Below are 23,912 nucleotides of genomic sequence, written 5' to 3'. Positions count from 1 at the left end.
CAATAGTTATCCCCCGCTACCAGGCAGGTTACCTACGCGTTACTCACCCGTTCGCAACTCATCCAGAGAAGCAAGCTCCTCCTTCAGCGTTCTACTTGCATGTATTAGGCACGCCGCCAGCGTTCGTCCTGAGCCAGGATCAAACTCTCATTAAAAGTTTGAGTTCTCACTCATTTCTGTCACTGACAGATTTATTGTTTTTTCATTGTTCAGTACTATAACCTTAGTTATAGTGCCCTGCACATTGGTTCGTCTTGTTCAGTTTTCAAAGGTCTTTGTCACTCATTCTCTCGAGCGACAACTATATTAGTATATCACAGCTACCTGCCTCTGTCAACAGATTTTTTAAACTTTTTTCAAGTTTTTTTAACCGCAATACACCATAGTCCGTACGGGATTCGAACCCGTGTTACCGCCGTGAAAAGGCGGTGTCTTAACCCCTTGACCAACGGACCTGAGTTTTTCAACTCTTTCTATTATACCTACTTTTTTACCTTTGTCAAGGACTTTTTTCAGTGAAGTTAATTTTTTCTTTTCTTCACTAATTTAACCACTGCTTCTGTCCGTGCAGTGTGGGGAAACATATCGACCGACTGGATATACTGGAGGTCATAGACTTTTACTAGTTTAACCAAATCTCGCGCTAAGGTCGAAACATTGCAGGATACATAGACCATTTTGTCTGGAACATAGGTCAGAATGGTTTCCAACAGCTTATCATCTAAGCCTGTACGAGGAGGGTCAACTATCAAGGCATCCGCTCGGTAGCCATCACATTAGAACATAAAAGAGAGGTTGAACCTCTCTAAATTTATTTTTCTTCACTCATTTTTGATTTTACTTCATCATAAGATAGTGCATGGGATTCCTCTTCTACTGTCTCAGGCATTTTCCCTGTTTCGTAAAGAGATTTAATCTGTGTACTATCTAATGTTTCGTATTTCAACAATGCTTCTGCAATCAACTTATGAGTTTCACGATTTGATTGGATGATTTCAGCTGCTTTGTTTCGTGCCTCATTTAATAATGAACGAACTTCCTCGTCAATCTCATAGGCTGTTTGTTCTGAAATTGATTTTTGAGGACTTTGTGCACCAAACATAGCATGATTACCTTCGTATTGAACTGGGCCAAGTTTTTCACTCATACCGTATTCAGTGACCATTGCACGCGCCATCTGTGTAGCTTGTTCAAAGTCATTTGAAGCTCCTGTCGTTTGGACATTAAAGATAATCTCTTCAGCTACACGACCACCCATCAAACCTGCTAATTGTTCTTTCATGTCTTCCTTAGATAGAAGCATTTGATCCTCTTTCGGAAGCGCAATCATGTAACCACCTGCACGTCCACGTGGTACAATGGTAACTTTATGAACAACACGGGCATTTGACAAGACTAAACCAACAATAGTATGTCCAGCCTCATGATAAGCAACCAATTCCCGTTCTCTTTGTGATACTGTTTTATCCTTCTTAGATGGTCCAGCAATCACTCTGTCTTCTGCCTCATCAATATCTGAAGCATCAATGACTGACTTGTTGCGACGGGCTGCAACCAAGGCTGCCTCATTTAGAACATTTTCCAAGTCAGCTCCCACAAAACCTGGAGTTTGTTGGGCAACTAGTTTCAAATCCACATCGTCTGCCAGAGGTTTATTTTTAGCGTGAACTTTCAAGATTGCTTCACGACCTTTAACATCAGGGCGACCAACTAAGACTTTTCTATCAAAACGTCCTGGACGGAGAAGAGCTGGATCTAGAACATCTGAACGGTTCGTCGCAGCGATAACAATAATTCCTTCATTTCCCTCAAAACCATCCATCTCAATCAAGAGTTGGTTCAAGGTTTGTTCACGTTCATCATTACCTCCACCAAGACCGACACCACGTTGGCGACCAACGGCATCAATTTCATCGATAAAAATGATGGCTGGCGCTGCTTTTTTTGCATCCTCAAAAAGTGAACGAACTCGGCTAGCCCCAACTCCGACAAACATTTCTACAAAGTCAGAACCTGAGATACTAAAGAATGGAACACCTGCTTCCCCAGCAACTGCCTTAGCAAGTAAGGTCTTACCTGTTCCCGGAGGTCCCTCCAAAAGAACACCTGCAGGAATACGCGCACCAAGTTTTGTAAATCGTTTTGGATCTTTTAGGAATTCAACAACTTCAACTAATTCTTGTTTTTCTTCCTCGGCACCTGCTACATCTGAAAATCGTACCTTGATATCTTCTTTGTTAGCAGCCTTGGCCTTACTACGTCCAAAACTCATTGGATTTCTACTATTATTTCCTCCCATATTTCCCATCATAGAGAATAGGAAGAAGAAGAGAATAGCAAATGGCACCACAGAGACAAGGATATTGATCCACATACCGCTTGAACTCTCATGTTTGACTGTTACTTCTGCCTGATGTTCAGAAGCAAGTTTTTGCAATTCTGAAACTGTTGAATCAGACGGAAGAATAGTACTTGAGAATCTTTCTACTGTTGTGGCAGCAGGAGTGAAAAATTGAATCCCTGTTTCTTCTTTACTAGTCTTAGGATTTTTATAAACACCAGACACTTCAATGATGCTACCATTTGGCTGATAGGTTAATTCTTTTACATTGTCTGCTGTAATTTCTTTTACCAATTCTGTATAGTTAATTTTTTCGCTTCGTCCTGCAGTATTTCCAGAGTAAAAATACTGGAATCCTGTTACAAGGAAGAAGATAATTAACAAGTATAGAAATGGATTTCTAACTAAACCGTTATTTTGTTTTTTCATTAAAGATAGATCTTTCTAATTTGAATAAACTTCTTCTTTCAATACTCCGACATAAGGAAGGTTACGATAATTTTCTTTATAATCTAGACCATAACCTACTACAAACTCATTTGGAATAGTAAAGCAAGTATAATCCGCTTCAATTTCAACAACGCGTCCTTCTGGTTTGTCTAACAAAGTCGCGATTTTAACAGAAGCTGCTTTTCTTTCAATAAACATATCTCGCAAATTTTTCAAGGTTTGACCTGTATCGATGATGTCTTCTACAAATAGAACATGTCTTCCTTTGATATCTTGAGTTACGTCTTGCTTGATATTGATGACACCACTACTTGCAGTTCCACCATGGTAGCTAGATACCATCATGAAGTCCATCTCAATATGTGTATCAATATGTTTAACCAATTCAGCCATAAAAGGAATCGATCCTTTCAAAATTCCAATAAGAATTGGATTTTTCCCCTCATAGTCTTTGGTTAATTGTTCACCTAGCTTTTTAGCCGCTTCTGTAATTTCATCATGTGAAACGAGGATTTTTTTAATATCGTGTTCTAACATCTTTTTACCTATCTATTTTTTCTATATAAATTACAGTGTTCATTATATCATTTTTCGTGTTTTTACTCAAATCACTGGTCGTAATTCCTAAAATTGAGACAATTTCTCCAAATTGCTCAATAATAGGGGTTGTTTTTCGTTTTTCAATAGGGATTTTCAAATCTATAAATAAGCGTCTCAATTTCTTTCGATGACCATTTAGGATAATAACGTCGCCAGGTTTTCGACATCTAATATGTACAGATGTTTCCCGTGAAACCGTTACTTTTTGAACAAAATCCCCTTCAATAGGAATGCCAAAGGAAAATAAATAGCCCATATATCGAACTTGATTTTGATAGTGTAACACAAGTTCATCTTCCTTTTCATCGGCCTGTGGACTGATTTTGCAAACTCGAAAATTCTGATACTCTTTTATCAATTCATAACCATTTTTCAATGAGTGACGATACTGGCTTTTCCTTGCTAAAATCTGTCGAACTTCATCAAACTGAGCCTTCGTCAGATTTAAGTCTGGAAATTGATTAAGATAGTTCTGAAGTAAGACCCCTTGAGTTTGTTGAGAGTATGAAAATAGCTCATTCAAATCTTCCACATCAATTTGTTTCGAAAGCTCCGTTATTGTTGCTTGGTAATCTGAAATTTCCCTTCCTAAATCTAAAAGGGCGGATTTAAGACGAGGATTTTCTTTTTCAAGCTCTGGTAAATACCTATTCCGAATGCGATTGCGAAAATAGGTATTTTCCTGATTTGTTTGATCTTCGAAATGAAAAATTGGTGGAAAATCCTTTTTATGAAAAGGCAACAAGGGACGGATGATTTCAATATCATCAACTACTTGACTTTCTTTTATCCCTGTTAAATGGCGTAACCGACTTCCTCGAATCAAGCGCATCAAAATCGTTTCAACTTGATCATCTGCATGGTGGGCAGTGACCAAGGCAGTCGCTCCAACCTCTTTCATGATTTTCCTAAAAAAATCATAACGAAACTCTCGAGCACGCGCTTCTGAAAAGTCTCCTGAAAAGCTTGTGATATAAATAGGAAGTTCAGCTGCATCAGCTAACTTCCTTAGTTCATTTTCCTCCCAGTCAGACTCACTTCTCTGCTTGTGATTGACATGTGCTACAATCAACTCAATTCCCAACTCTTTTTGGTAAGTAGACAATAGCTGGAATAAAAACATTGAATCCAGTCCGCCAGACAAAGCTAACACGACTTTCGAATGTTTTTTGAAATACTCTTTTCGGAGAAAATGATTTAAAAAATCCTGGTCCCTCATTTTAGAACCTCATAGACATCCTTAGCTATCTTAGCAATGGTGTCATAATCAGAATTTTTGGTAAAAATAGAAAGAACAAAAGGAGAGTCCGTATAGACAATCGCAGTGTCATGTTTAAAATCATCGGCATCTCCAATTTTATGAGCTACCTTAACCGAAACACCTTTTGCGATTCTTTGGTTGTCAAAATCAGTCTTACCTAGAGACTCTAGGACAAAACCATTCTGATTATAAATAGCTTCCATGACTTTTCCAGCCATTTTTGAAGAAGTCAGTTTATCATTCACATCCCAATCTTCGCCCATAATGGTGGACATTTTTTCTTTGAAAGCTCCGTCAGATTGATTGGTCACGTAATAACCTAAAATATTATGAGCAACATTGTCAGACTCTTTTGTTACCTTGGTAATCAACTGTTGAAGACTGTATTCTTTGTTGTCTTCTTTTTTAGGTAAACTACCACTACCTTCTGGTTTATAGGACCCAGGAAAGCTATTTACTTCGGGGATATACTTGAAGCTACTGTCCAGCGTATAGTCGCCTTGATTTATCTTATCTTGAGCGTAATAAAGGTAGGCTAGTTTCAAGATACTAGCTGCATAGAGTTTGCTGCCTTCATTCACCCCAGCCTCTTTACCCGTGCTCAGCTGTTTAACATAAATAGAATAATTTTCATTCTGATAGTTGTTTGATAAGATTTCTTGAACCTTCTGGATGCGATTATCCTCTTCTGAGACAAACTCTTTTGATACCCATCCAACTTGATCAATATGAAGAAATTCTTGTCCCTCAGCAAAGAGAGTTCTATCCACTGTTACGTGTTGATAGGGGGAGAGGGTAGAAGAAATTTCTTTAGCGTCATAAGGGCTGTTATAGATAACAAACCCTGGTTCCAACCATACTTGTCTATTTTGAGTTTGAACATGACTTTGATCATAGACCAACCGCTTATCTGCAAGGATAAACTGATGATTGTCTAATTTAAAAACAGGAACACCTTGTCTATTCAAACGCCATTCTACGATTTTAAAGGCGGTTTCAGGAGTTAATTTACCAGACTCCTTGACAAGATCCTCATTAGCATAGAGAGTTGTTTCTCCATATACCATTGGGGTTTCCAGTGTTTCTTTATAGTAGAACCCATAGTCAGACTCAGTTAGATAATAAATTTCTTGCGAAGAGTAAGGAAGCTGTTTTTCTGTGCTAACTACTCTTGAGGTTATGATAAAAGCAGGTAGCAATAAAACTACTAAGAACTTACGCATTCTTCTCTTCCCTTTCTTCTTGTAATCGTAATAAATGGTTTTTAGTTGCCAATTCCTCTAATTTTTCATCTGATAAACTTAGAAATTGCTCAACAACTTCCAATAAATTTTCCATGACATTACCTCGGAAGCAAATCAGGAATTGTGTAAATTGCTTCTCGTTTCTTTGAGTAATAGTACTTGGCGCGTGCATATTTTGCTACATAGTCTTCATCTTTCAACTTTGCAGCAAAAGCAGATTCTTTATCCTTTTCGTCACTAAGAGTTTGGTACTGCTCTTTCAACTCTGTCAATTGCTGGCGACGTTGCAGTAACTGATCATAGCTTTGGGCCAAGTTATAAGTTGGTAAAATAAACAACAAGATCATCAAAATAAGGACCCAACCCATAAAACGATTCCTCTTTTGTCTCTCCTTCATCAGATAACGACGACGTTGATGTTCATTTTGAATAAAAGAATTATTCATCTGTACAATATTTTTAGACATTTTCTTCTACCCGTGTTTCACTGAGAATTTCATACATGCCTGCTGCATCTTCTTTTTTTGTACTATCTTTCATCTCTAGTACTTTAACAAGCAACAACTTATTTCCAAAGCGAATTTCAACTTGGTCATCAACTTTCAAATCCGTTGAACTTTTGGCCAAGATTCCGTTCACCTTGATTCTACCTTTATCTGCTACTTCTTTTGCGACTGTGCGACGCTTAATAATTCGTGATACTTTTAAATACTTGTCTAATCTCATTTTTATTACCTCAAATTATTATTGTACCATTTTTATCCTTTTTATAGAAGAAAAATGTTAAATGGGATTTGCTTCCTTTGATTCTTTTATCTCTAATAAGCTTTCTCCAAAAATCAGCAAACCTTCTAAAATTTCATAATCCTTCTTGTTTCGGACATCAAATACAACTTCCATTAATCCCTTATTCTCAGCTATGGCTGCTTTTAAGTTCGTTGCGGATAAGGCTTTAAAATAATCTTGAGCCAAGAATAGTCGTTGAGTGACTTTTTCAAATTGAACTGTAATCTTATTTTCTTTTCTTTCCACACGTTCTACAAATACCTTGTCAAAATATGACTTAACCAAACCAATCTCTAAAAGGTAGGCTACTACATCTGGGTATTCTCCAAAGCGATCCATCAATTCTTCTTGTAGTTCTTCATAGTTGACACGATTGTCAATTTGACGAATTTTCTTGTAAATTTCAATCTTATGTCGTTGGTCAGAAATATAAGTATCAGGAAGATAAGCATCAATTTGTAAAATCAACTCAGCATTTCCTTTGATTCTTTTATTCCCATTACCGTTCCGTTTCGCAATAGCTTCCTCTAGTAACTGCGAATACAATTCAAAACCAACAGAATCAATGAAACCAGACTGCGATATTCCTAGGAGATTTCCTGCTCCACGAATCGAAAGATCTCGCATCGCAATCTTAAATCCTGAGCCTAATTCTGTAAATCCCTTAATCGCTTCTAATCTCTTTTCAGAGACTTCACTGATTGATTTTTCTGGACGATACATGAGATAGGCATAAGCAATACGATTACTACGACCGACTCTTCCTCTTAATTGATACAAGGTTGACAAACCCATATGGTCTGCATTTTCAATAAATAAGGTATTGGCATTTGGAATATCTACCCCTGTCTCAATAATAGTAGTCGTCACCAAAATATCATATTGTCCTTCAATAAAGTCCAGTAGAGTATTTTCCAACTGAATTTCACTCATTTGTCCATGAACAAACCCAATCGAAGCCTCTGGAATCAACTCCTGTAATTCTGAAACCTTCCTATCAATAGTGTCAACTTTGTTGTAAAGATAGTAAATTTGACCTCCACGCTCCATTTCACGCAAGACTGCATCACGAATCACACTATCATTCTTTTCCAAAACATAGGTTTGCACTGGATAACGATTGGTCGGAGGTGTTTCAATAACAGACAAATCTCGGATTCCCAACATAGACATGTGGAGAGTACGAGGGATTGGCGTTGCTGTCAAGGTTAGAACATCTACTTGTTTTTTCAGTTCTTTCAAAGTTTCCTTATGCTTGACACCAAATCGTTGTTCCTCATCAATAATCATCAATCCCAAATCTGAAAACACAACATCTTTTGACAAAACACGATGCGTTCCAATCAAAATATCGACTTGACCATTCTTTAGTTTTTCAAGTGTTTCTGCCTGCTCTTTTTTACTTCTAAAGCGACTCAACACATCAATATTAACAGCAAAATTTTGGAATCGTTCCTTAAAATTCGTATAGTGCTGTTGCGCTAAAACCGTCGTTGGAACTAGAACGACCACCTGTTTGTGATCATTGACTGCCTTAAAAGCAGCACGCATTGCTACTTCAGTCTTCCCAAAACCAACATCTCCAACCAAAAGTCGATCCATGGGGTGAGAATCCTGCATATCTCTCTTGATTTCCTCAATACTGCGAAGTTGATCATCTGTTTCGACATAAGGGAAAGCATCATCAAAAGCATGTTGCTCATCATCATCAGCTGAGAAAGCAAACCCCTTCAACTGACTACGCTCAGAATAAAGCTTGATTAAATCGTCAGCTATATCCTCTACTTGGTTCTTAACTTTTTGCTTGGCCTTTTTGAAATGACCATCATTTAATTTATTAAGTTTTGGCGCTTTCCCATCACTTGAAACATATTTAGACAGTAACTGAATCTGCTCTACTGGGATGGAGATTTGATCTCCATTTTGATATTGAACACTGACATAATCACGGTGAATCCCTTTGATTTCAATTGTTTCAATGCCTAGATATTGACCAATTCCATGAATATGGTGAACAACGTAGTCCCCTTTTTCAAGTTCATTATAATCTTTTAATCGCTCTGCATTTGACGCATGTTGTCTTCGAAAACGACGTTTTAATTTCTTTTGAAAAATCTCATGTTCAGTAATCAAGAGAATTTTCTCATCCACAAAATGAAAACCATGTCTTAAATTACCTTCGATTAAGTTTACAGATTCTTTACAGATACTTGACTTATCTCTGGAATCTAATTTAATCTGGTATTCCTCTAAAACATCCTCCAATGTTTTACTTCCCATTGAATTGCTAGACTGCAAGATAATAGTGTAGTTCATTTTTTTGTATCGCTCAATTTCTTCTTTTAGAAAAGAAAATTGATTGAAAAATTCCTGCATAGGATATTGATTAAATTGATAAATGTAATCAAACTTGAGGTTTCCTAAGCCCTTTTGCAGATTGGAGAAAAAGGTAACTGGACTTTGTTTTTTATAGGTTTGCTCTGTATCTGCAAAATACTGCATCCCAGAAAATGATTTACCATTCTGTAAATCTTCTGTAAAGTATTGTGCTAATTCTCTTTCAAAGGATTCATACTGATTCATCAATTTTTGATAGTCATCAAAGAATACTGGTGTATCTTTTTCAATATAATCAAATACAGTCCATGTTTTATCGTAACATAAGGACAAAAACTTTCGACTATCTGAATGTACTTGTTTTTGATGAAAACTTGACAAAATCTCTTCCAAATATGATTTTAAAATTGGTGATAGAGTCTTTGAAATTTGCTTTTCTAAAGCTAACTGTCCTCGTTGATAATCTTTTTCTCTCAAAAGTATGTCGCTAGCTGGAAAGATAGTGAGGTTTGTCTGATTTTCTTTCGATAATTGTGTTTCGACTTCAAAAGTACGAATACCATCTACTTCATCGCCAAAAAACTCGATTCGGAAAGGTTCTAACTGAGACATCTCAAAAATATCTAAAATATCTCCTCGAATACTAAACTCACCTTGTGTCTGTACTTGAGTAACTTTTCGATATCCAATTTCCTTTAACCGGTGAAGTAGCTCGTGTTGGTCATATTCTTCGCCAACTGCAATTTTTATAGTACTTTCTTTAAATCTAGTCGGAGAGGGTAAAATTAACCGACTCGCTGCGATATTACAAACTAAAATCCCTCTCTTAGACGGATCACTCAAAAAACGCAAGGCCTCAACCCGCGAAATGATTTTTTCTTGCGAAGACATCAAAAACTCTACCATAGGAGAGTCATCAACCAAAAATGGATAGACAAGTTCCTCTCCTAAGAGGGAAAGAAGATCACTGATAATTCGTTCTGCTTCTCCATAAGTTGAAGTCAGTAACACAATCTTATTTTCTTTTTCTAGACTGCTTGCAATTGCAAGAGCCTTGGTAGAAGTTGATAAACCAAGTATTAGTTGTCTTTTCTTATCTATCAGATTTTGATGCCATTTTTTTATCTGGTCATTTTCTGAGAATAAATCTAATAAAGTCACCATTTAGCCGTTATACCTCTGCATTGTTTTCTCAAAGTTTTTCTCTTGTAAATAGTAGTTTACAGCATCGTCAACCTTGTCAATAGACTGTAAAATACCCACATAGTCATCCTGATCAAACTTACTTAAAACATGATGAACAACTGACATGCCTTTTTTAGGTCTTCCAATACCTATTTTAATACGGTTAAATACCTGAGTACCTATATGTTGAATTATAGACTTAATGCCATTATGACCACCTGCTGATCCCTTTGCTCTTAAACGAATTTTCCCGACTTCCATGTCAAGGTCGTCGTAAATAACGAGTAAATCTTCAATATCCAAACCATAGTAAGTCAATAAAGCATGAACCGCTTTTCCACTTTCATTCATAAATGTTGTTGGTTTGACCAGATAAATTTTTTCTCCATTGAGGAAAAAAGATGCTAGGTCAGCTTGAAATATCTTATCATGTGTAAAAGTGACATTTTGTTTTTTAGCTAATTGGTCAATCAACATAAATCCAACGTTATGCTTGGTTTCAAAATATTTATCCCCTGGATTTCCTAATCCAACAAGTAATTTAGTCATTTATTTTCCTTTCAAAAGCCAAAAGGGTTGGAATTTTTTTCCAACCTATTTGACACTATTTATTAAATGTTATTAAACGTTAAAGCGGAATTCCATGATATCGCCATCTTGAACGATATATTCTTTTCCTTCTTCACGCAAGCGCCCAGCTTCTTTTACAGCCTTTTCAGATCCGTATTTCACTAGATCCTCATATGACATGGTTACTGCACGAATAAAACCTTTTTCAAAGTCTGAGTGGATAATACCAGCTGCTTGAGGAGCTTTCATCCCTCGCTTAAAGGTCCAAGCACGGACTTCTTTTTCACCAGCTGTGAAGTAAGTTCCGAGTCCAAGCAAGTGGTAAGCTGCACGAGTCAACTTATCAACACCTGATTCTGTCAAGCCAAGTGCTTCAAGAAACTCTTGTTTATCTTCATCATCTAACTCAGAAATTTCTTCTTCAGCACGCGCGGAAATAACAACTACCTCTGCATTTTCTGTCGCTGCAAATTCTCGAATTTGTTTAACATAGTCTATAGAATCTGGATCTGAAACTACATCCTCATCCACATTAGCAACATAAAGAACTGGTTTAGTGGTCAAAAGGAAGAGACCTTTAACAACCTTTTGTTCCTCATCTGTGAATTCAATGGTACGAGCTGATTTCCCGTCTTCAAGGACCGGTTTAATTTTTTGAAGAACGTTAAACTCTGCTACTGATTCTTTATCTTTTTGCGTACGTGCCATCTTTTCTACACGCGCATAGCGTTTATTAACTGATTCTAAGTCAGCAAGAATCAACTCTAGGTTAATGGTATCAATATCTGCAAGTGGATCCACAAAGGCGTCTTCACGTCCTTGCTCGCGCATAACATTTTCATCATCAAAAGCACGCACAACGTGAACAATCGCATCTACTTCACGGATATTGGCCAAGAATTTATTCCCTAGACCTTCTCCTTTTGATGCTCCTTTTACAATCCCTGCAATATCTGTAAATTCAAAGGTTGTTGGGACTGTCTTTTTAGGTGTAATCATTTCCGTTAGTTTTTGTAGGCGTTCATCTGGAACTTCCACCATCCCAACGTTTGGATCAATAGTCGCAAATGGGTAGTTTGCCGCCTCTGCTCCTGCTTTTGTAATTGCATTAAAAAGGGTTGATTTACCAACGTTTGGCAAACCAACGATACCTGCTGTTAAAGCCATATTTTCTCATTCTCCGTTCTCATTTCAATCCCTAACATTATAACACAAAAAGGGAAAACTTGCTAACTCTCTAACTAAGGGTTCTTAGTCAATAATCTTATTCATTTTTCGTTCAAAATCATAGCGACTCATCATAACAAGGTGGTTACAATTGCTACACTTTATTTTGATATCTGCCCCAACACGTGTAATTTCCCATCGATTGGCTTTTTTACCAGTTGATTTAATGGTACAAGCATGTGGCTTTTTCATCTCAACAAAATTTCCAACTTGATACATACTACTCTCCTTTTCTTTTTTTGATTATATCATAAAAGAGGCGAGCCAGGCTCAACCTCTTTCACTTAATTTGTACGAACTGGTGTAATGAGCTGCATGAAGTCTTCGTCAGTATCTGCTGGCACAAGAGTAAATGGACGAACAGCTGAGATAAAGCTAATAGTTACCTTTTCGCTATTTAAAGCCTTGAGAGAATCAATCAAGTAAGTTGGGTTGAAACTAATAGTCAAATCATCCCCGGTCACCTGCTCCGTATCGATTTCTTCGTTTACTTTACCAACTTCTGGAGAGTGAACATGGGCGCTAACAACTCCACCTTTAATTTCAAGCTTCACAGTACCATTTTGAGTCGCACTTGATAAGAGACGTGCACGTTCCATAGATTGACGCAAATTGACCACATCAAAAGTAATTGTAGTGTTAAAGTCTGTTGGAATCAAACGATCTGTATCAGGATAGTTTCCTTCTAGGAGACGAGTGTAGAAGCTAATATTTTCGCTTCTAAAGAGGATTTGATTATTTGCAAAGAAAATCTCTACAGTTTCAATATCATCTGTAAATACCGCTGAAAATTCGCGTAGAGAACGACTAGGAATTACCACATCGAAATCATCTCCATTTTTTTCAAGAGTCAATTTCTTCTGGCTAAGTCGGTGTGAGTCTGTCGCAACTGTTTTTAGTTCTTTGTGTTGGCTCAACACGAAGTGAACACCTGTTAAGATTGGACGACTTTCTTGCGTACTTGCAGCAAAGGCTGTTTCATTGATAATTTTCTTGAGTAGTTTGGTTTCAAGAACCAAAGGTGTACTTGCTGAAATTTCTTGAATACGAGGATATTGTTCGCTATCTTTTCCTTTTAGGGTAATTTCTGATTTGCCACTGGTTAAGACAATTTGTTTTTGTTCAATCTCTTTGAAATCTAGCGTTACATCTGGAAGACTAGATACCACATTGATAAAGAAAGAAGATTCAAGAAGAATCGACCCCAAAGAAGTAATCAAGAGACCAGCATCTTCATTCTTTTGAGAAATGAAATTTTCAATAGAAATTTGACCGTTTGAGCCAATTAAAGTAATTCCTTCATTGGTAACGTCAATTTTGATTGTTGATAAAATTGGAATAGCATTTTTAGAGCTTATTGCTCGTTTTGTGGTATTTAAGGCTTGTAGAAATAAATTTTTATTAATTGAAAAATGAATCATGGATTCTCCTTTATTTATTCTTAGTATTAGAAAGTTAATAGTAATAATAGAGTGTGTGAATTCTGTGGAAAACTGATTTCTCTTTAGTAAATTCAAGCTTCTTAGCTTGTTTAAAAAATGTGGATAAAAAAGATAAGAAAGGAAAAGTTATCCACAAGCTACTTAATTTTCTTTTTGATTGCTTCTATTTCTAAACGTAAATTATCATCTTCGTCAATCAATGATTTAATTTTAGCATGGGCATGAATAACGGTGGTGTGATCCTTTCCGCCAAATTCTTTTCCGATTTTTGGAAGACTGTTATCTGTCAGTTCTCTAGCTAGGTACATGGCAACTTGACGTGCTAAAACGATGTTTTGAACTCGTCTCGTACCCTTCATTTCTTTGACACTCACTCCATAAAAATTACCAACCTCAGTTTGAATTTTCTCAATTGGAATAACAAGTATCTGGCGGGCGTCTTGTTTACGTGCTCTAATAGCTTCTGCAGCAATATCAATAGTGATATCCTTAATATTCTTTACTCTGGCAATTAAAGTGATATCGTTGATTGCTCCTTCCAGTTCTCGAACATTTGAATCAAATTGGCCAGCCAAGTATTCCAGAGTATCACTTTGGAAATGGTAATCCAAATGCTCTGTTTTACTTTGAAGAATGGCGATACGTGTCTCAAAGTCAGGAGGAGTGATATTTTGCGTCAATCCCCAGCTAAAGCGCGTGACAAGTCTCTCTTCAAGTCCTTCTAGGTGTTTAGGACTTCGATCACTGGTTAGAACAATCTGTTTCTGTTTATCATGAAGAGCATTGAAGGTATTGAAAAATTCTTCCTGGGTCGCGACTTTTTTGCCACTGAGAGATTGGATATCATCGATTAATAAGAGATCAAGACTACGGTAAGTCTTTTTGAACTTTTCCATTTCCCCAAGTCGCAAGTGTTCAAGAAAGTCATTGATAAAGCTTTCGGCAGGAATGTATTTGACACGCGCATCAGGAATATTTTTCAAAATCTCATTTCCAATCGCATTGAGCAAATGAGTCTTTCCAAGACCAGGTCCACCATAGATGAAAAGAGGATTATAGGTCAGAGCTAAATCTTCAGATACAGCTAGTGCAGCTGACACCGCCCAAACATTCCCATCACCTTGAATAAAGTTATCAAAGGTATATTTTTCTTTTAACCCTGTTTCAGAATAGGGAATCGTTGGTAGTGTAGGTGTGTAATCGTAAGTAGAGACATTATTTGTATCATTTACTTGAGGAGATTCTGTACTCTGAGGTTTAGTGAAAATATAGTGAGGTTTGATTTCAGAATCATAAATTTCAAAACCAGCAGCAACAATAATATCTTTTAATTGCTTTTCCCACACCATTTCCATCTCTGATCTCGGTAGAAATATAGTAGCTGTGTTTTCTTCTACTTTGATGAGTTCAGCAGGTGTAGCATAGAAATCATACATAGATCGAGTCAATCTTTCTTGAGCAAATTCTAAAATACGATTCCAAAATTGCTTTTCTTTCAACTATTTTTCCTCCTTTTCTACGATTTTAGTAGTTTAGTGATAGACTTATTTTACCATAGATAGTAGGATTTTTCCACAGATTGGGGAAAAGAATCCACAATGTTAGCAGTGTTTATCCACAGGTTGGGGATAAATAGAAAAATCCTTGATTTAGTAAGTCTTTTGCTAATAAAAATAGTGGATAAAGTTGTTGATTAAGAAAATAAAAGAACAGCCTTATTTCAGGCTGTTGATAATTCTGTCATATTCTTCTTGACTTGAAAAAGAAATAATAATCTTTCCAGTATCTTTTTTAGAAAGTTTAATTTCTACATTTAAACCGAGTAGTTTTTTTAATTTATCTTCTTCATCTTTGATGAAAGAATCACTTTTTTTCTGCTTCCTGTGTTTTTTCTCTGTAAGAAGTGCTTCTAACTTTCTCACAGAGATATCTTCATTTTTGATTAGTTGAAAGAAATAGTCTTGTTGCTCTTTATCCAAACCAACTAGTGAACGTGCATGAGCTTGAGATATTTTTCTATTTTCCACTTCAGATAAGATATGCTCTGGTAGGGAAAGCAAACGAATAAAATTAGTAATATGAGGACGAGATTTCCCCATTTTATCCGCTATATCAGTATGAGTAAATCCTTTTTCTACCAAAGATTCGTAGGCGCGTGCTTCTTCAACTGGACTTAAGTTCTCTCTCTGCAAATTCTCAATGATAGATTGGATCATCATTTCCTGATCCGAGAGGTGTTTCACAATGGCTGGAATAGAAGTAAGACCAGCTAAGAGAGCAGCCCGATATCGTCTCTCTCCTGCAAGGATTTCATAACCAATTACAGGAGATTGACGAACGATGATTGGTTGGATGAGCCCATTTTCTTTGATTGACTGAGCTAATTCCTTTAGTTTATCTGCATCAAATTCTTTCCGAGGTTGGTAAGGATTCTTTTGTATTTCAGAGATAGAAATCATTTCAAATTTTTCCATGATTCTACACTAACATATCTTTTACTTTCTGTAAAGTTTTCTTTACACTGATGTCAATTAAGACTCTAAATCACCAGAATTCTTATCTAGTTTAATTGAGGTTGTTTCCTCCTTACCGTTACGGTAGTAGGTTACTTTGATAGTATCTCCAATAGCATGATTGTAGAGAGCATGTTGTAGGTCTGTTGATGAGGCAATCTCTTTGTCGTCAACTTTGGTAATGACATCGTATTTTTGAAGATGTCCATTTGCTGGCATATTGTTTTGAACAGATCGAACAACTACACCTGAAGTGAGGCCACTTGGAATGTTAAGTTTTCTAAGATCACTAGCTCCAACATTTGACAGATTGACCATTTGAATTCCAAGAGCAGGACGAGTCACTTTACCATCACTTTCAAGCTGTTTAATGATATTTTGTGCATCGTTTGAAGGAATTGCAAAACCAAGACCTTCTACAGATGTTCCACCATTACTTGCAATTTTACTTGATGTAATACCAATTACTTGTCCTTGAATGTTTACAAGTGGACCACCAGAGTTACCAGGGTTAATGGCTGTATCCGTTTGAATGGCTTTTGTTGAAATAGCTTGACCATCTTCAGATTTTAGAGAAACATTTCGATTAAGACTTGAAATAATCCCCTGTGTAACTGTATTAGCATACTCTGAACCTAGAGGACTACCGATAGCAATCGCTGTTTCTCCAACACTAAGTTGACTTGAATCCCCAAATTCTGCCACTGTTGTAACTTTTTCTGAAGAAATTTTAACGACAGCAATATCAGAGAAGGTATCAAATCCGACAATTTCACCAGGAACCTTGGTACCATCAGCCAAACGGATATCAACTTTTGAAGCTCCATTGATAACGTGAGTATTAGTTACAAGATAGGCATCCTTATCATCCTTTTTATAGATAACACCTGATCCCTCACTTGCGATTTGTTGATTGTCTGAATCAGAATTAGTTTCATCAGCATTAAATACACTACTTTGTCTACTATTTGAAGAATAAGTAATGATTGAGACAACAGCATCTTTAACTTTATTTACTGCTTGAGTAGTTGAGTTTTCATTTTTATAGGATGTTTGAGTGACAGTGCCAGAGTTATTATTCGTAGATTGATTTCCTTGTTTTTGATAAAGTTGTAATGTTACAAAACTTCCTAAGGCACCACTTAAAAATCCGATTAGAATGATTACAAGAACTTTAACTCCTTTTTTGTAAAATTTTTGTAAGTGTTTCATAAACGCCTCCGTTTGTTATTTATTTACTCAGATTATAAACCTATTAACTTAATCCAAACTTAAAAGCTTAAAGTTTTGCACAAGTTGTGGATAACTTGTTTTATTCTGTGAATTTACTAGTAATTTTGGATGATTTTTTATGTGTATAAGATGTGAAATGAAGTGTGGATATGATAGAATAGAAGAATGAAAATTAAAATTGTAACAGTAGGAAAATTAAAAGAAAAATACCTTAAAGATGGTATTGCTGAATATACCAAACGAATTTCACGTTTCACCAAATTAGAAATGATTGAGCTTACTGATGAGAAGACACCTGATAAAGCCAGTGAATTAGAAAATCAAAAAATCTTGGAAACAGAAGGTGAAAGAATTCTTTCTAAGGTTGGAGGAAGGGACTTTGTAGTTGTACTAGCCATTGAAGGAAAAACACTCTCCTCAGAGGAATTTAGTAAGCAACTAGAACAAGCTTCTATCAAAGGATATTCAACGCTTACTTTTATCATTGGAGGAAGTTTGGGTCTAGCTCCTGTTGTAAAAAATAGGGCCAATCTTTCTGTCAGTTTTGGACGTCTGACATTACCACATCAGTTAATGAGATTGGTTTTAGTTGAACAAATTTACCGTGCTTTTACAATTCAGCAGGGTTCTCCTTACCACAAATAGAAGATTGACTTAGCTCTTGTTTTTTGATAGAATGGTCATGTTAGGTCTCATAGCTCAGCTGGATAGAGCATTCGCCTTCTAAGCGAACGGTCGCAGGTTCGAATCCTGCTGGGATCAATTTTAGATGCGAAGCTGGGATTTATCCCAGCTTTTTTCTTAAAAAAGTGCGTTTCAGGTGCAAAAATGTACAGTTGGGAAGAATTTTTTCTTACATGGTCTTCATTTTGTATAATAGGTGTGTAAGTTAACTTACAAGAAAAAATAATACAGGAGATTTCATTATGAAAAATACAGTAAAGTTGGAACAATTTAAAGAAGTAACAGAGGCAGAATTGCAGGAGATTCGAGGTGGAGATTGGAGAATTTCAGAAACAATTCGTAATCTTATTTTTCCAAGAAGAAAGTAATGAAATAAAGGTAGAGAGTAATGGATTTATTTGGATTAGGGATAGCTATTTTTTATTTTCTCATCATTAGCAAAAGTTATGAATGGATTTGTAAAATAAATAGAAAAGAACAAATTGTTTTTTTCTGTTACACATGTATCTCAGTTTTTATACTTGAAGAAATTATTACACTAGTATTTTCTAATAGTTTTGCTTTGTCTAAATTTTTATTTCCTTTGGTTGTGTACCTTTATTTAAGAAAGTTAAAGAAGTCTGAAAAATACAAAGCTATTTTTATCAGTTTACTACTGTCTTTATTATATCACAGTACTCATACTTTTATATCCGTAACCTTATCTTCTATAATAGGAGATGAAGTAGTATTACACTATAAAAGTACATTCCTTTTAGTAGTATTGTTAATGACTTATTTTTCTATTCTAATAATAATCCGTTATTTTCATCTGGATATTAAATATTTTGATAAAGATTATCTGTACCCTTTTTTAAAAAAAGTAATAGTTGCTTTCTTTGGTTTGCATATCTTATTGTTTATTTCAGATATAGTAAGTACAACTCATCATTTAAATAGCTTCGGAAGTATTTTATCAACCATTGTTTTTATTTGCTTGTTATTGATTTTCTTTGCAATGAATTCTCACAAGGTTCAAATTGAAAAAGAGATTGCTCTAAAACAAAAGAAATTTGAACAAAAGCATTTACAGACTTATACTGATGAAATTGTGGAGTTGTATAATGAAATTCGAGGTTTTCGTCATGACTATGCAGGGATGCTTGTTAGCATGCAAATGGCGATTGACAGTGGAGATTTACAAGAAATTAACAGGGTTTACAATGAAGTCTTAGTAAAAGCAAATCAGAAATTGAGGTCAGAAAAATATACTTACTTTGATTTAAATAATATAGAAGACTCTGCTTTACGAAGTTTAATTGCTCAATCGATTGTCTATGCACGAAAAAATGATGTAGAGTTTACATTGGAAGTAAAGGATATCATTACTAGACTGTCAATAGATTTACTTGATCTTGTTCGTATCATGAGCATTTTATTAAACAATGCTGTTGAAGGTGCTGCAGATAGTTACTTGAAACAAATGGAAGTTGCAGTCATTAAAATGGATTTTGAAACAGTTATAGTTATCCAGAATTCATGCAAAATCACTATGACGCCTTCAGAGGATTTATTTGCCTTAGGTTTCTCTACCAAGGGAAGAAATAGAGGTCTAGGACTTAATAATGTCAAGGAGATTTTAGATAAGTATGACAACATTATTTTAGAAACAGAGATGGAAGACAACACATTTAGACAAATTATTAGATTTAAGAGGGAATTCGAATGAAAGTATTAATTTTAGAAGATGTTATTGAACATCAAGTGAGACTAGAGAGAATATTAAATGAAATCTCGGAAGAATCGAATATTCCTATTTCATATAAGACAACAGGAAAAGTTCGTGAGTTTAAGGAATATATCGAAAATGATGAAGTAAACCAGCTTTATTTCCTAGATATCGATATTCATGGAATCGAGAAAAAAGGCTTTGAAGTGGCTCAGTTTATCCGTCATCACAATCCTTATGCTATTATTGTCTTTATTACCAGTCGATCTGAATTTGCTACCTTAACTTACAAATACCAGGTATCAGCTCTAGATTTTGTAGACAAAGACATCAATGATGAATTGTTCAAAAAACGTATCGAGCAGAGTATTTTTTACACTAAGAGTATGCTGCTTGAAAACGAAGATGTTGTAGACTATTTTGATTACAACTATAAGGGAAATGATTTGAAAATTCCTTACCATGACATTTTGTATATCGAAACCACAGGAGTTTCTCATAAACTTCGGATTATTGGTAAGAATTTTGCTAAAGAATTCTATGGAACTATGACAGATATTCAGGAAAAGGACAAACATACCCAGCGATTTTATTGCTCCCATAAATCTTTCCTTGTCAATGTGGGAAATGTGAGAGAAATTGATCGAAAGAATTTAGAAGTTGTCTTTTATGAAGATCATCGTTGCCCGATTACCCGTTTGAAAGTTCGCAAACTAAAAGATATTCTAGAGAAAAAATCTAAAAAGTGATTGACAATTAGTAAGAAATTGATATAATGGTTATATCTGCTACAGATAGATGGTCCGTTGGTCAAGGGGTTAAGACACCGCCTTTTCACGGCGGTAACACGGGTTCGAATCCCGTACGGACTATTTTATCCGCCATAGCTCAGTTGGTAGTAGCGCATGACTGTTAATCATGATGTCGTAGGTTCGAGTCCTACTGGCGGAGTCAGATAAAAAAAAGAACACCAATGGTGTTCTTTTTTAGTTGACATCACCTAACATTTTCATAAGGAAGTCTGTCATTTCTTGCGGACTTTCTTTTTTTCCGTGAGCAATCCAAGTCTGGCAAACACCAAATAGGGCATTTGTTAGATAAATACTGCTGTATTCTAATTCTATTGGAGTGAGTTGTAATTTCATAAAGCGTTTCTGAAGGTCGGTGCTAAGCATAATGTGAAGCTTATTTCTCAAGAAATTTTGGATTTCTTTTGTCCCATTTTCAGATAAGAGTGCAGCCAAGAGTGGCTCAGACTCTAAATATTCAAATACTTCTAAAATAGCATCTCTTTTGTGATGAGCATGTTTTTGGAAAATATACTCAAAGGTATGAAATAGCTTACTTTGGTAGAGTTCAATCATATCATACTTATCCTTGTAGTGAGTGTAAAAGCTGGAACGACTAATTCCGGCTTTTTCTGCTAACTTGACAGTAGAAATTTGATCAAAGGGCTGGTCCATCAATAATTGAACCATGGCATTTTCGATAATTCGTTTTGTTTTTAAACGTTTGTTACTTTCTTTCATAATTCCTCCTTGTAAACAAAAATAGACTATGTGTCTAAAAAAATATTTTTTACCTTGTAATTTAGATTTTTTGATGTATAATCTATTATATCAAAATTTTAGACAATATGTGTAAAAAAGGAGGAAACATGTTTAAAGAATGGAAAGCAATATTTAAAAAACCGACCTTTATCATTGTAATGATAGGGATTTCTCTCATTCCAGCTTTATACAACATTATATTTTTATCGTCCATGTGGGATCCATATGGTCAAGTATCGGAGTTACCTGTGGCAGTTGTCAATAAAGATAAGGAAGCTTCTTATAATGGACAGACAATGAGAATTGGTGAAGACATGGTGTCTAATTTAAAAGAAAATAAGGCTTTAGATTTTCACTTTGTTAATGAAGAGGAAGGGGAAAAAGGACTAGAAGATGGTGACTACTACATGGTAGTGACTTTACCAAGTGATCTATCTGAAAAAGCTACTTCTATCCTAACGAATCATCCTGAACAGATGCAGATTGATTATCAGACGTCAAGTGGGCATAGCTTTATTGCAAGTAAGATGAGTGATTCTGCAATGACACAATTAAAACAAACCGTCTCTACTAATGTTACTGAAACGTACACTAAGGCTTTATTTCAAAAAATGAATGATTTGAAGTCTGGAATAAATAAGGCAGCTGAAGGAAGTGAACAATTAGCTAATGGAGCCGATCAGTTGGTGACGGGAAGTCAAACATTGACAACAAATCTTAATACTCTAGCTAACTCAAGTGTAACTTTTTCAAATGGAGCGGATCAATTTACAAAAGGCTTATCTAGCTATGTGTCTGCTATAGAGCAATTACATATTGGTTTAGGAACTTTTAATAGTGGTTTACAAAGTTATACAAATGCTGTCTCACAAGTTGACACTGGACTTGGTCAATTAGCTTCAAAAACTCCTGAGTTGGTGACAGGTGTAAATCAGCTAAATACAGGTATAAAGTCTTATACAGGTGGCGTTTCACAACTGGATACAGGTCTCAATCAATTTTCAGTTGGTGTAAATGCTTATACAAATAGTGTGAAAGAACTTTCTAACGGAACAAGTCAATTATCCAATCAATCAGATACACTAAGAGATGGAATGGAGCAATTAAATACTGGTATTAAAGAAATTTCAAGCCAATTAGAGTCCTCATCTCAACAAAATGAAGAAATAGCGCAATTGGCAACAAGCTTAGGAGAACTAAATAAAACACTACAAGCTCTTACAATATCAGATAATACTCAACTGAAAAGTACATTGTCAGAAGCTTTGCCAAATCTAACAACTCTTGCTCAGGATATTGTGACCAAAAGTCAGACAGAACAAGAGAAAACTCTTGCAAACCTTCAATCAACAGCTACTTATCAATCTCTTACAGAGGAACAAAAGAAAGAACTGACAGAAGCTATTTCTAAAAATTCTAATTCTACTATTGAGTCGGCAAAAACAATTTTAATGACAGTAGGAGGATTAAAAGAAAGTATAGAGAATTCAGAACAACAAGTATCTAATCTATCTGATGTGCAGACGAAAGCAAATCAACTCTTACCTGCAGCATCTAGCTCCTTGACAACATTGTCAAATGGATTTACAACATTACAAACTTCTGTAAATAATCAGTTAGTTCCTGGAAGTCAGTCAATCGAAAAAGGAGTTGTAAACTACACTAAAGGATTGGATACTATTTCTATAGGTGCTAATCAACTAAGTGAAAAGAATGTAAGTTTAACAACTAGTCTGGATCAATTAGTTTCTGGATCAAGTAAGTTGACAGAAAATACATCAACCTTGACAGCTGGAGTAGATGCGTTAGCTGGAAAAGCTCCAGAATTAGTATCAGGTATAGAAAGTTTGTCATCTGGTTCTGCCCAATTGAACAATAAGAGTCCAGAGCTGATAGCAGGTCTTACTACATTACAATTTGGCTCTGGTCAATTAACAGATAAATCAACACAGTTACTTTCTGCAGCATCTCAACTAGGAAGTGGCGCTATGAAGATTGCAGATGGTGCTGGAAAACTAGCAGATGGTGGAACAACCTTAACCTCTAGTCTTGAAGATTTACAGACAGGAGTTGATTCATTAGGACAAGGATTAGGTAATGCAAATACTCAACTTAAATCAGCTTCGACAGAATCTAAAAATGCAGAAACATTATCTGAACCTCTAGTTCTTTCAAAAACAGATAACGACCAAGTTCCTGTGAATGGGATTGCCATGGCTCCTTATATGATATCAGTTGCTCTTTTTGTTGCTGCTATATCTACCAATATGATTTTTGCTAAGTTGCCTTCTGGACGTCATCCAGAGAGCCGTTGGGCTTGGTTGAAGTCTCGTTCTGAAATAAATGGGATTATAGCTGTCTTAGCAGGTGTTTTAGTTTATGGAGCTGTCCATCTTATTGGATTGACTGCGAACCATGAGATGAGGACCTTGATTCTAATTATAATCACAAGCTTAGCTTTCATGTCTATGGTGACAGCTTTAACAACTTGGAATAGCCGTATTGGAGCTTTCTTCTCTCTTATTTTACTTTTATTACAGTTAGCATCAAGTGCAGGGACCTATCCCCTTGCTTTGACAAATGATTTCTTCAAAGGTGTCAATCCTTGGTTACCAATGAGTTATTCTGTATCAGGCTTACGACACACAATCTCTATGACAGGAAATATTCATCATCAAGTGATTTTCCTTATTATAACTCTAGCTTTCTTTACTGCTTTAGGTATGCTAGCTTATCAACCTAAGAAAATGGAAGAAGATTAAAAAGATTGGCCAAGGAATT

General features: G+C 35.8%; 21 protein-coding genes, 4 tRNA genes, 1 rRNA gene and 1 pseudogene. 8 read left to right on the top strand and 19 right to left on the bottom strand.

The genetic code is table 11. The annotated features are described in order from the left end of the window. The 18 genes and pseudogenes from HMPREF0849_RS04810 to HMPREF0849_RS04725 form a co-directional block, all read right to left on the bottom strand. Positions 1-155: ribosomal RNA gene (locus tag HMPREF0849_RS04810) — 16S ribosomal RNA — on the bottom strand; the annotation flags it as partial. Between the two features lie 228 nt (positions 156-383). After that, positions 384-455: transfer RNA gene (locus HMPREF0849_RS04805), tRNA-Glu, on the bottom strand. Positions 456-521: 66 nt separating this feature from the next. Next, positions 522-773, bottom strand: a pseudogene (locus tag HMPREF0849_RS04800) (23S rRNA (uracil(1939)-C(5))-methyltransferase RlmD); the annotation flags it as partial. Positions 774-811: 38 nt separating this feature from the next. Continuing rightward, the gene (gene ftsH / locus HMPREF0849_RS04795; protein WP_000744577.1) at positions 812-2,770 is read right to left on the bottom strand and encodes an ATP-dependent zinc metalloprotease FtsH; all 1,959 of its coding nucleotides are present in this window, start codon (positions 2,768-2,770) and stop codon (positions 812-814) included. 15 nt (positions 2,771-2,785) lie between these two features. After that, positions 2,786-3,328, bottom strand: a complete 543-nt coding sequence (hpt, locus tag HMPREF0849_RS04790; RefSeq protein ID WP_000889409.1) for a hypoxanthine phosphoribosyltransferase — start codon at positions 3,326-3,328, stop codon at positions 2,786-2,788. Positions 3,329-3,332: 4 nt separating this feature from the next. Next, positions 3,333-4,610 (bottom strand): tRNA lysidine(34) synthetase TilS, encoded by a 1,278-nt coding sequence (gene tilS, locus HMPREF0849_RS04785; protein ID WP_001205569.1) that lies wholly within the window; start codon positions 4,608-4,610, stop codon positions 3,333-3,335. Continuing rightward, positions 4,607-5,875 (bottom strand): serine hydrolase, encoded by a 1,269-nt coding sequence (locus tag HMPREF0849_RS04780; protein WP_001224821.1) that lies wholly within the window; start codon positions 5,873-5,875, stop codon positions 4,607-4,609. The genes tilS and HMPREF0849_RS04780 overlap by 4 nt, the downstream gene beginning before the upstream one ends. After that, positions 5,868-5,990: an SP_0009 family protein gene (locus tag HMPREF0849_RS10765; protein WP_000429344.1), complete on the bottom strand. Its 123-nt coding sequence runs from the start codon at positions 5,988-5,990 to the stop codon at positions 5,868-5,870. Before HMPREF0849_RS10765 ends, HMPREF0849_RS04780 begins: the two co-directional genes overlap by 8 nt. A gap of 4 nt (positions 5,991-5,994) precedes the next feature. After that, positions 5,995-6,363 (bottom strand): septum formation initiator family protein, encoded by a 369-nt coding sequence (locus HMPREF0849_RS04770; RefSeq protein WP_000041922.1) that lies wholly within the window; start codon positions 6,361-6,363, stop codon positions 5,995-5,997. Then, positions 6,356-6,622 carry an RNA-binding S4 domain-containing protein gene (locus HMPREF0849_RS04765; RefSeq protein ID WP_001234975.1) on the bottom strand — a complete coding sequence of 89 codons (267 nt, stop codon included), beginning with the start codon at positions 6,620-6,622 and terminating at the stop codon, positions 6,356-6,358. Before HMPREF0849_RS04765 ends, HMPREF0849_RS04770 begins: the two co-directional genes overlap by 8 nt. A 57-nt stretch (positions 6,623-6,679) precedes the next feature. Beyond that, positions 6,680-10,183, bottom strand: coding sequence for a transcription-repair coupling factor (gene mfd / locus HMPREF0849_RS04760; RefSeq protein WP_000258070.1), 3,504 nt, complete (start codon positions 10,181-10,183; stop codon positions 6,680-6,682). Next, positions 10,184-10,753 (bottom strand): aminoacyl-tRNA hydrolase, encoded by a 570-nt coding sequence (pth, locus tag HMPREF0849_RS04755; RefSeq protein WP_000163940.1) that lies wholly within the window; start codon positions 10,751-10,753, stop codon positions 10,184-10,186. 72 nt (positions 10,754-10,825) lie between these two features. Further along, complete coding sequence (gene ychF, locus HMPREF0849_RS04750; protein WP_001218700.1) at positions 10,826-11,941, bottom strand: redox-regulated ATPase YchF; 1,116 nt, start codon at positions 11,939-11,941, stop codon at positions 10,826-10,828. 84 nt (positions 11,942-12,025) lie between these two features. Next, positions 12,026-12,220, bottom strand: coding sequence for a DUF951 domain-containing protein (locus HMPREF0849_RS04745; RefSeq protein ID WP_000285192.1), 195 nt, complete (start codon positions 12,218-12,220; stop codon positions 12,026-12,028). Between the two features lie 65 nt (positions 12,221-12,285). After that, positions 12,286-13,422 (bottom strand): DNA polymerase III subunit beta, encoded by a 1,137-nt coding sequence (gene dnaN / locus HMPREF0849_RS04740; RefSeq protein WP_000581149.1) that lies wholly within the window; start codon positions 13,420-13,422, stop codon positions 12,286-12,288. Between the two features lie 158 nt (positions 13,423-13,580). Beyond that, complete coding sequence (gene dnaA / locus HMPREF0849_RS04735) at positions 13,581-14,942, bottom strand: chromosomal replication initiator protein DnaA (protein ID WP_000660629.1); 1,362 nt, start codon at positions 14,940-14,942, stop codon at positions 13,581-13,583. Between the two features lie 216 nt (positions 14,943-15,158). Next, complete coding sequence (locus HMPREF0849_RS04730) at positions 15,159-15,917, bottom strand: ParB/RepB/Spo0J family partition protein (RefSeq protein WP_000410356.1); 759 nt, start codon at positions 15,915-15,917, stop codon at positions 15,159-15,161. A 57-nt stretch (positions 15,918-15,974) separates the two neighbouring features. Continuing rightward, on the bottom strand, positions 15,975-17,168 hold the full coding sequence (locus tag HMPREF0849_RS04725; RefSeq protein ID WP_000681807.1) for a S1C family serine protease: 1,194 nt from the start codon (positions 17,166-17,168) through the stop codon (positions 15,975-15,977). A 186-nt stretch (positions 17,169-17,354) separates the two neighbouring features. Between HMPREF0849_RS04725 and rlmH the strand changes: the two genes are divergently transcribed. From rlmH to HMPREF0849_RS04690, 7 genes are all read left to right on the top strand, one after another. Beyond that, positions 17,355-17,834: a 23S rRNA (pseudouridine(1915)-N(3))-methyltransferase RlmH gene (gene rlmH, locus HMPREF0849_RS04720; protein ID WP_000694225.1), complete on the top strand. Its 480-nt coding sequence runs from the start codon at positions 17,355-17,357 to the stop codon at positions 17,832-17,834. A 43-nt stretch (positions 17,835-17,877) separates the two neighbouring features. Continuing rightward, positions 17,878-17,951: transfer RNA gene (locus tag HMPREF0849_RS04715), tRNA-Arg, on the top strand. A 164-nt stretch (positions 17,952-18,115) separates the two neighbouring features. Then, positions 18,116-18,241 carry a competence-stimulating peptide ComC gene (comC, locus tag HMPREF0849_RS04710; protein WP_000799678.1) on the top strand — a complete coding sequence of 42 codons (126 nt, stop codon included), beginning with the start codon at positions 18,116-18,118 and terminating at the stop codon, positions 18,239-18,241. A gap of 20 nt (positions 18,242-18,261) precedes the next feature. Beyond that, positions 18,262-19,581 (top strand): competence system sensor histidine kinase ComD, encoded by a 1,320-nt coding sequence (comD, locus tag HMPREF0849_RS04705; RefSeq protein WP_000362886.1) that lies wholly within the window; start codon positions 18,262-18,264, stop codon positions 19,579-19,581. Continuing rightward, positions 19,578-20,330: a competence system response regulator transcription factor ComE gene (comE, locus tag HMPREF0849_RS04700; protein ID WP_000866079.1), complete on the top strand. Its 753-nt coding sequence runs from the start codon at positions 19,578-19,580 to the stop codon at positions 20,328-20,330. Before comD ends, comE begins: the two co-directional genes overlap by 4 nt. Positions 20,331-20,381: 51 nt before the next feature. Continuing rightward, positions 20,382-20,453, top strand: a tRNA-Glu gene (locus HMPREF0849_RS04695). A 5-nt stretch (positions 20,454-20,458) separates the two neighbouring features. Next, positions 20,459-20,532: transfer RNA gene (locus HMPREF0849_RS04690), tRNA-Asn, on the top strand. Between the two features lie 35 nt (positions 20,533-20,567). Here the strand turns inward: HMPREF0849_RS04690 and HMPREF0849_RS04685 are convergent. Next, complete coding sequence (locus HMPREF0849_RS04685) at positions 20,568-21,110, bottom strand: TetR/AcrR family transcriptional regulator (RefSeq protein ID WP_000665080.1); 543 nt, start codon at positions 21,108-21,110, stop codon at positions 20,568-20,570. A gap of 128 nt (positions 21,111-21,238) precedes the next feature. Between HMPREF0849_RS04685 and HMPREF0849_RS04680 the strand changes: the two genes are divergently transcribed. Beyond that, complete coding sequence (locus tag HMPREF0849_RS04680) at positions 21,239-23,893, top strand: YhgE/Pip domain-containing protein (protein ID WP_000472068.1); 2,655 nt, start codon at positions 21,239-21,241, stop codon at positions 23,891-23,893. The last annotated feature ends 19 nt before the right edge of the window (positions 23,894-23,912 follow it).

Origin of the sequence: Streptococcus sp. C300 (assembly GCF_000187645.1) — a bacterium.
In the GTDB taxonomy this organism is placed as follows: Bacteria; Bacillota; Bacilli; order Lactobacillales; family Streptococcaceae; genus Streptococcus; species Streptococcus oralis_CQ.
The sequence above is the reverse complement of the archived record's forward strand: the minus strand, read 5'-3'. Positions and strand labels throughout refer to the sequence as shown.

What these genes read in the sequence shown, in the direction of transcription:
- HMPREF0849_RS04685 (WP_000665080.1), bottom strand. Translation starts at nt 21,110, where the DNA reads ATGAAAGAAAGTAACAAACGTTTAAAAACAAAACGAATTATCGAAAAT.
- HMPREF0849_RS04725 (WP_000681807.1), bottom strand. Translation starts at nt 17,168, where the DNA reads ATGAAACACTTACAAAAATTTTACAAAAAAGGAGTTAAAGTTCTTGTA.
- rlmH (WP_000694225.1), top strand. Translation starts at nt 17,355, where the DNA reads ATGAAAATTAAAATTGTAACAGTAGGAAAATTAAAAGAAAAATACCTT.
- HMPREF0849_RS04765 (WP_001234975.1), bottom strand. Translation starts at nt 6,622, where the DNA reads ATGAGATTAGACAAGTATTTAAAAGTATCACGAATTATTAAGCGTCGC.
- mfd (WP_000258070.1), bottom strand. Translation starts at nt 10,183, where the DNA reads ATGGTGACTTTATTAGATTTATTCTCAGAAAATGACCAGATAAAAAAA.
- pth (WP_000163940.1), bottom strand. Translation starts at nt 10,753, where the DNA reads ATGACTAAATTACTTGTTGGATTAGGAAATCCAGGGGATAAATATTTT.
- ftsH (WP_000744577.1), bottom strand. Translation starts at nt 2,770, where the DNA reads ATGAAAAAACAAAATAACGGTTTAGTTAGAAATCCATTTCTATACTTG.
- ychF (WP_001218700.1), bottom strand. Translation starts at nt 11,941, where the DNA reads ATGGCTTTAACAGCAGGTATCGTTGGTTTGCCAAACGTTGGTAAATCA.
- HMPREF0849_RS04730 (WP_000410356.1), bottom strand. Translation starts at nt 15,917, where the DNA reads ATGGAAAAATTTGAAATGATTTCTATCTCTGAAATACAAAAGAATCCT.
- comD (WP_000362886.1), top strand. Translation starts at nt 18,262, where the DNA reads ATGGATTTATTTGGATTAGGGATAGCTATTTTTTATTTTCTCATCATT.
- comE (WP_000866079.1), top strand. Translation starts at nt 19,578, where the DNA reads ATGAAAGTATTAATTTTAGAAGATGTTATTGAACATCAAGTGAGACTA.
- hpt (WP_000889409.1), bottom strand. Translation starts at nt 3,328, where the DNA reads ATGTTAGAACACGATATTAAAAAAATCCTCGTTTCACATGATGAAATT.
- HMPREF0849_RS10765 (WP_000429344.1), bottom strand. Translation starts at nt 5,990, where the DNA reads ATGGAAAATTTATTGGAAGTTGTTGAGCAATTTCTAAGTTTATCAGAT.
- HMPREF0849_RS04780 (WP_001224821.1), bottom strand. Translation starts at nt 5,875, where the DNA reads ATGCGTAAGTTCTTAGTAGTTTTATTGCTACCTGCTTTTATCATAACC.
- HMPREF0849_RS04770 (WP_000041922.1), bottom strand. Translation starts at nt 6,363, where the DNA reads ATGTCTAAAAATATTGTACAGATGAATAATTCTTTTATTCAAAATGAA.
- HMPREF0849_RS04745 (WP_000285192.1), bottom strand. Translation starts at nt 12,220, where the DNA reads ATGTATCAAGTTGGAAATTTTGTTGAGATGAAAAAGCCACATGCTTGT.
- dnaN (WP_000581149.1), bottom strand. Translation starts at nt 13,422, where the DNA reads ATGATTCATTTTTCAATTAATAAAAATTTATTTCTACAAGCCTTAAAT.
- HMPREF0849_RS04680 (WP_000472068.1), top strand. Translation starts at nt 21,239, where the DNA reads ATGTTTAAAGAATGGAAAGCAATATTTAAAAAACCGACCTTTATCATT.
- tilS (WP_001205569.1), bottom strand. Translation starts at nt 4,610, where the DNA reads ATGAGGGACCAGGATTTTTTAAATCATTTTCTCCGAAAAGAGTATTTC.
- comC (WP_000799678.1), top strand. Translation starts at nt 18,116, where the DNA reads ATGAAAAATACAGTAAAGTTGGAACAATTTAAAGAAGTAACAGAGGCA.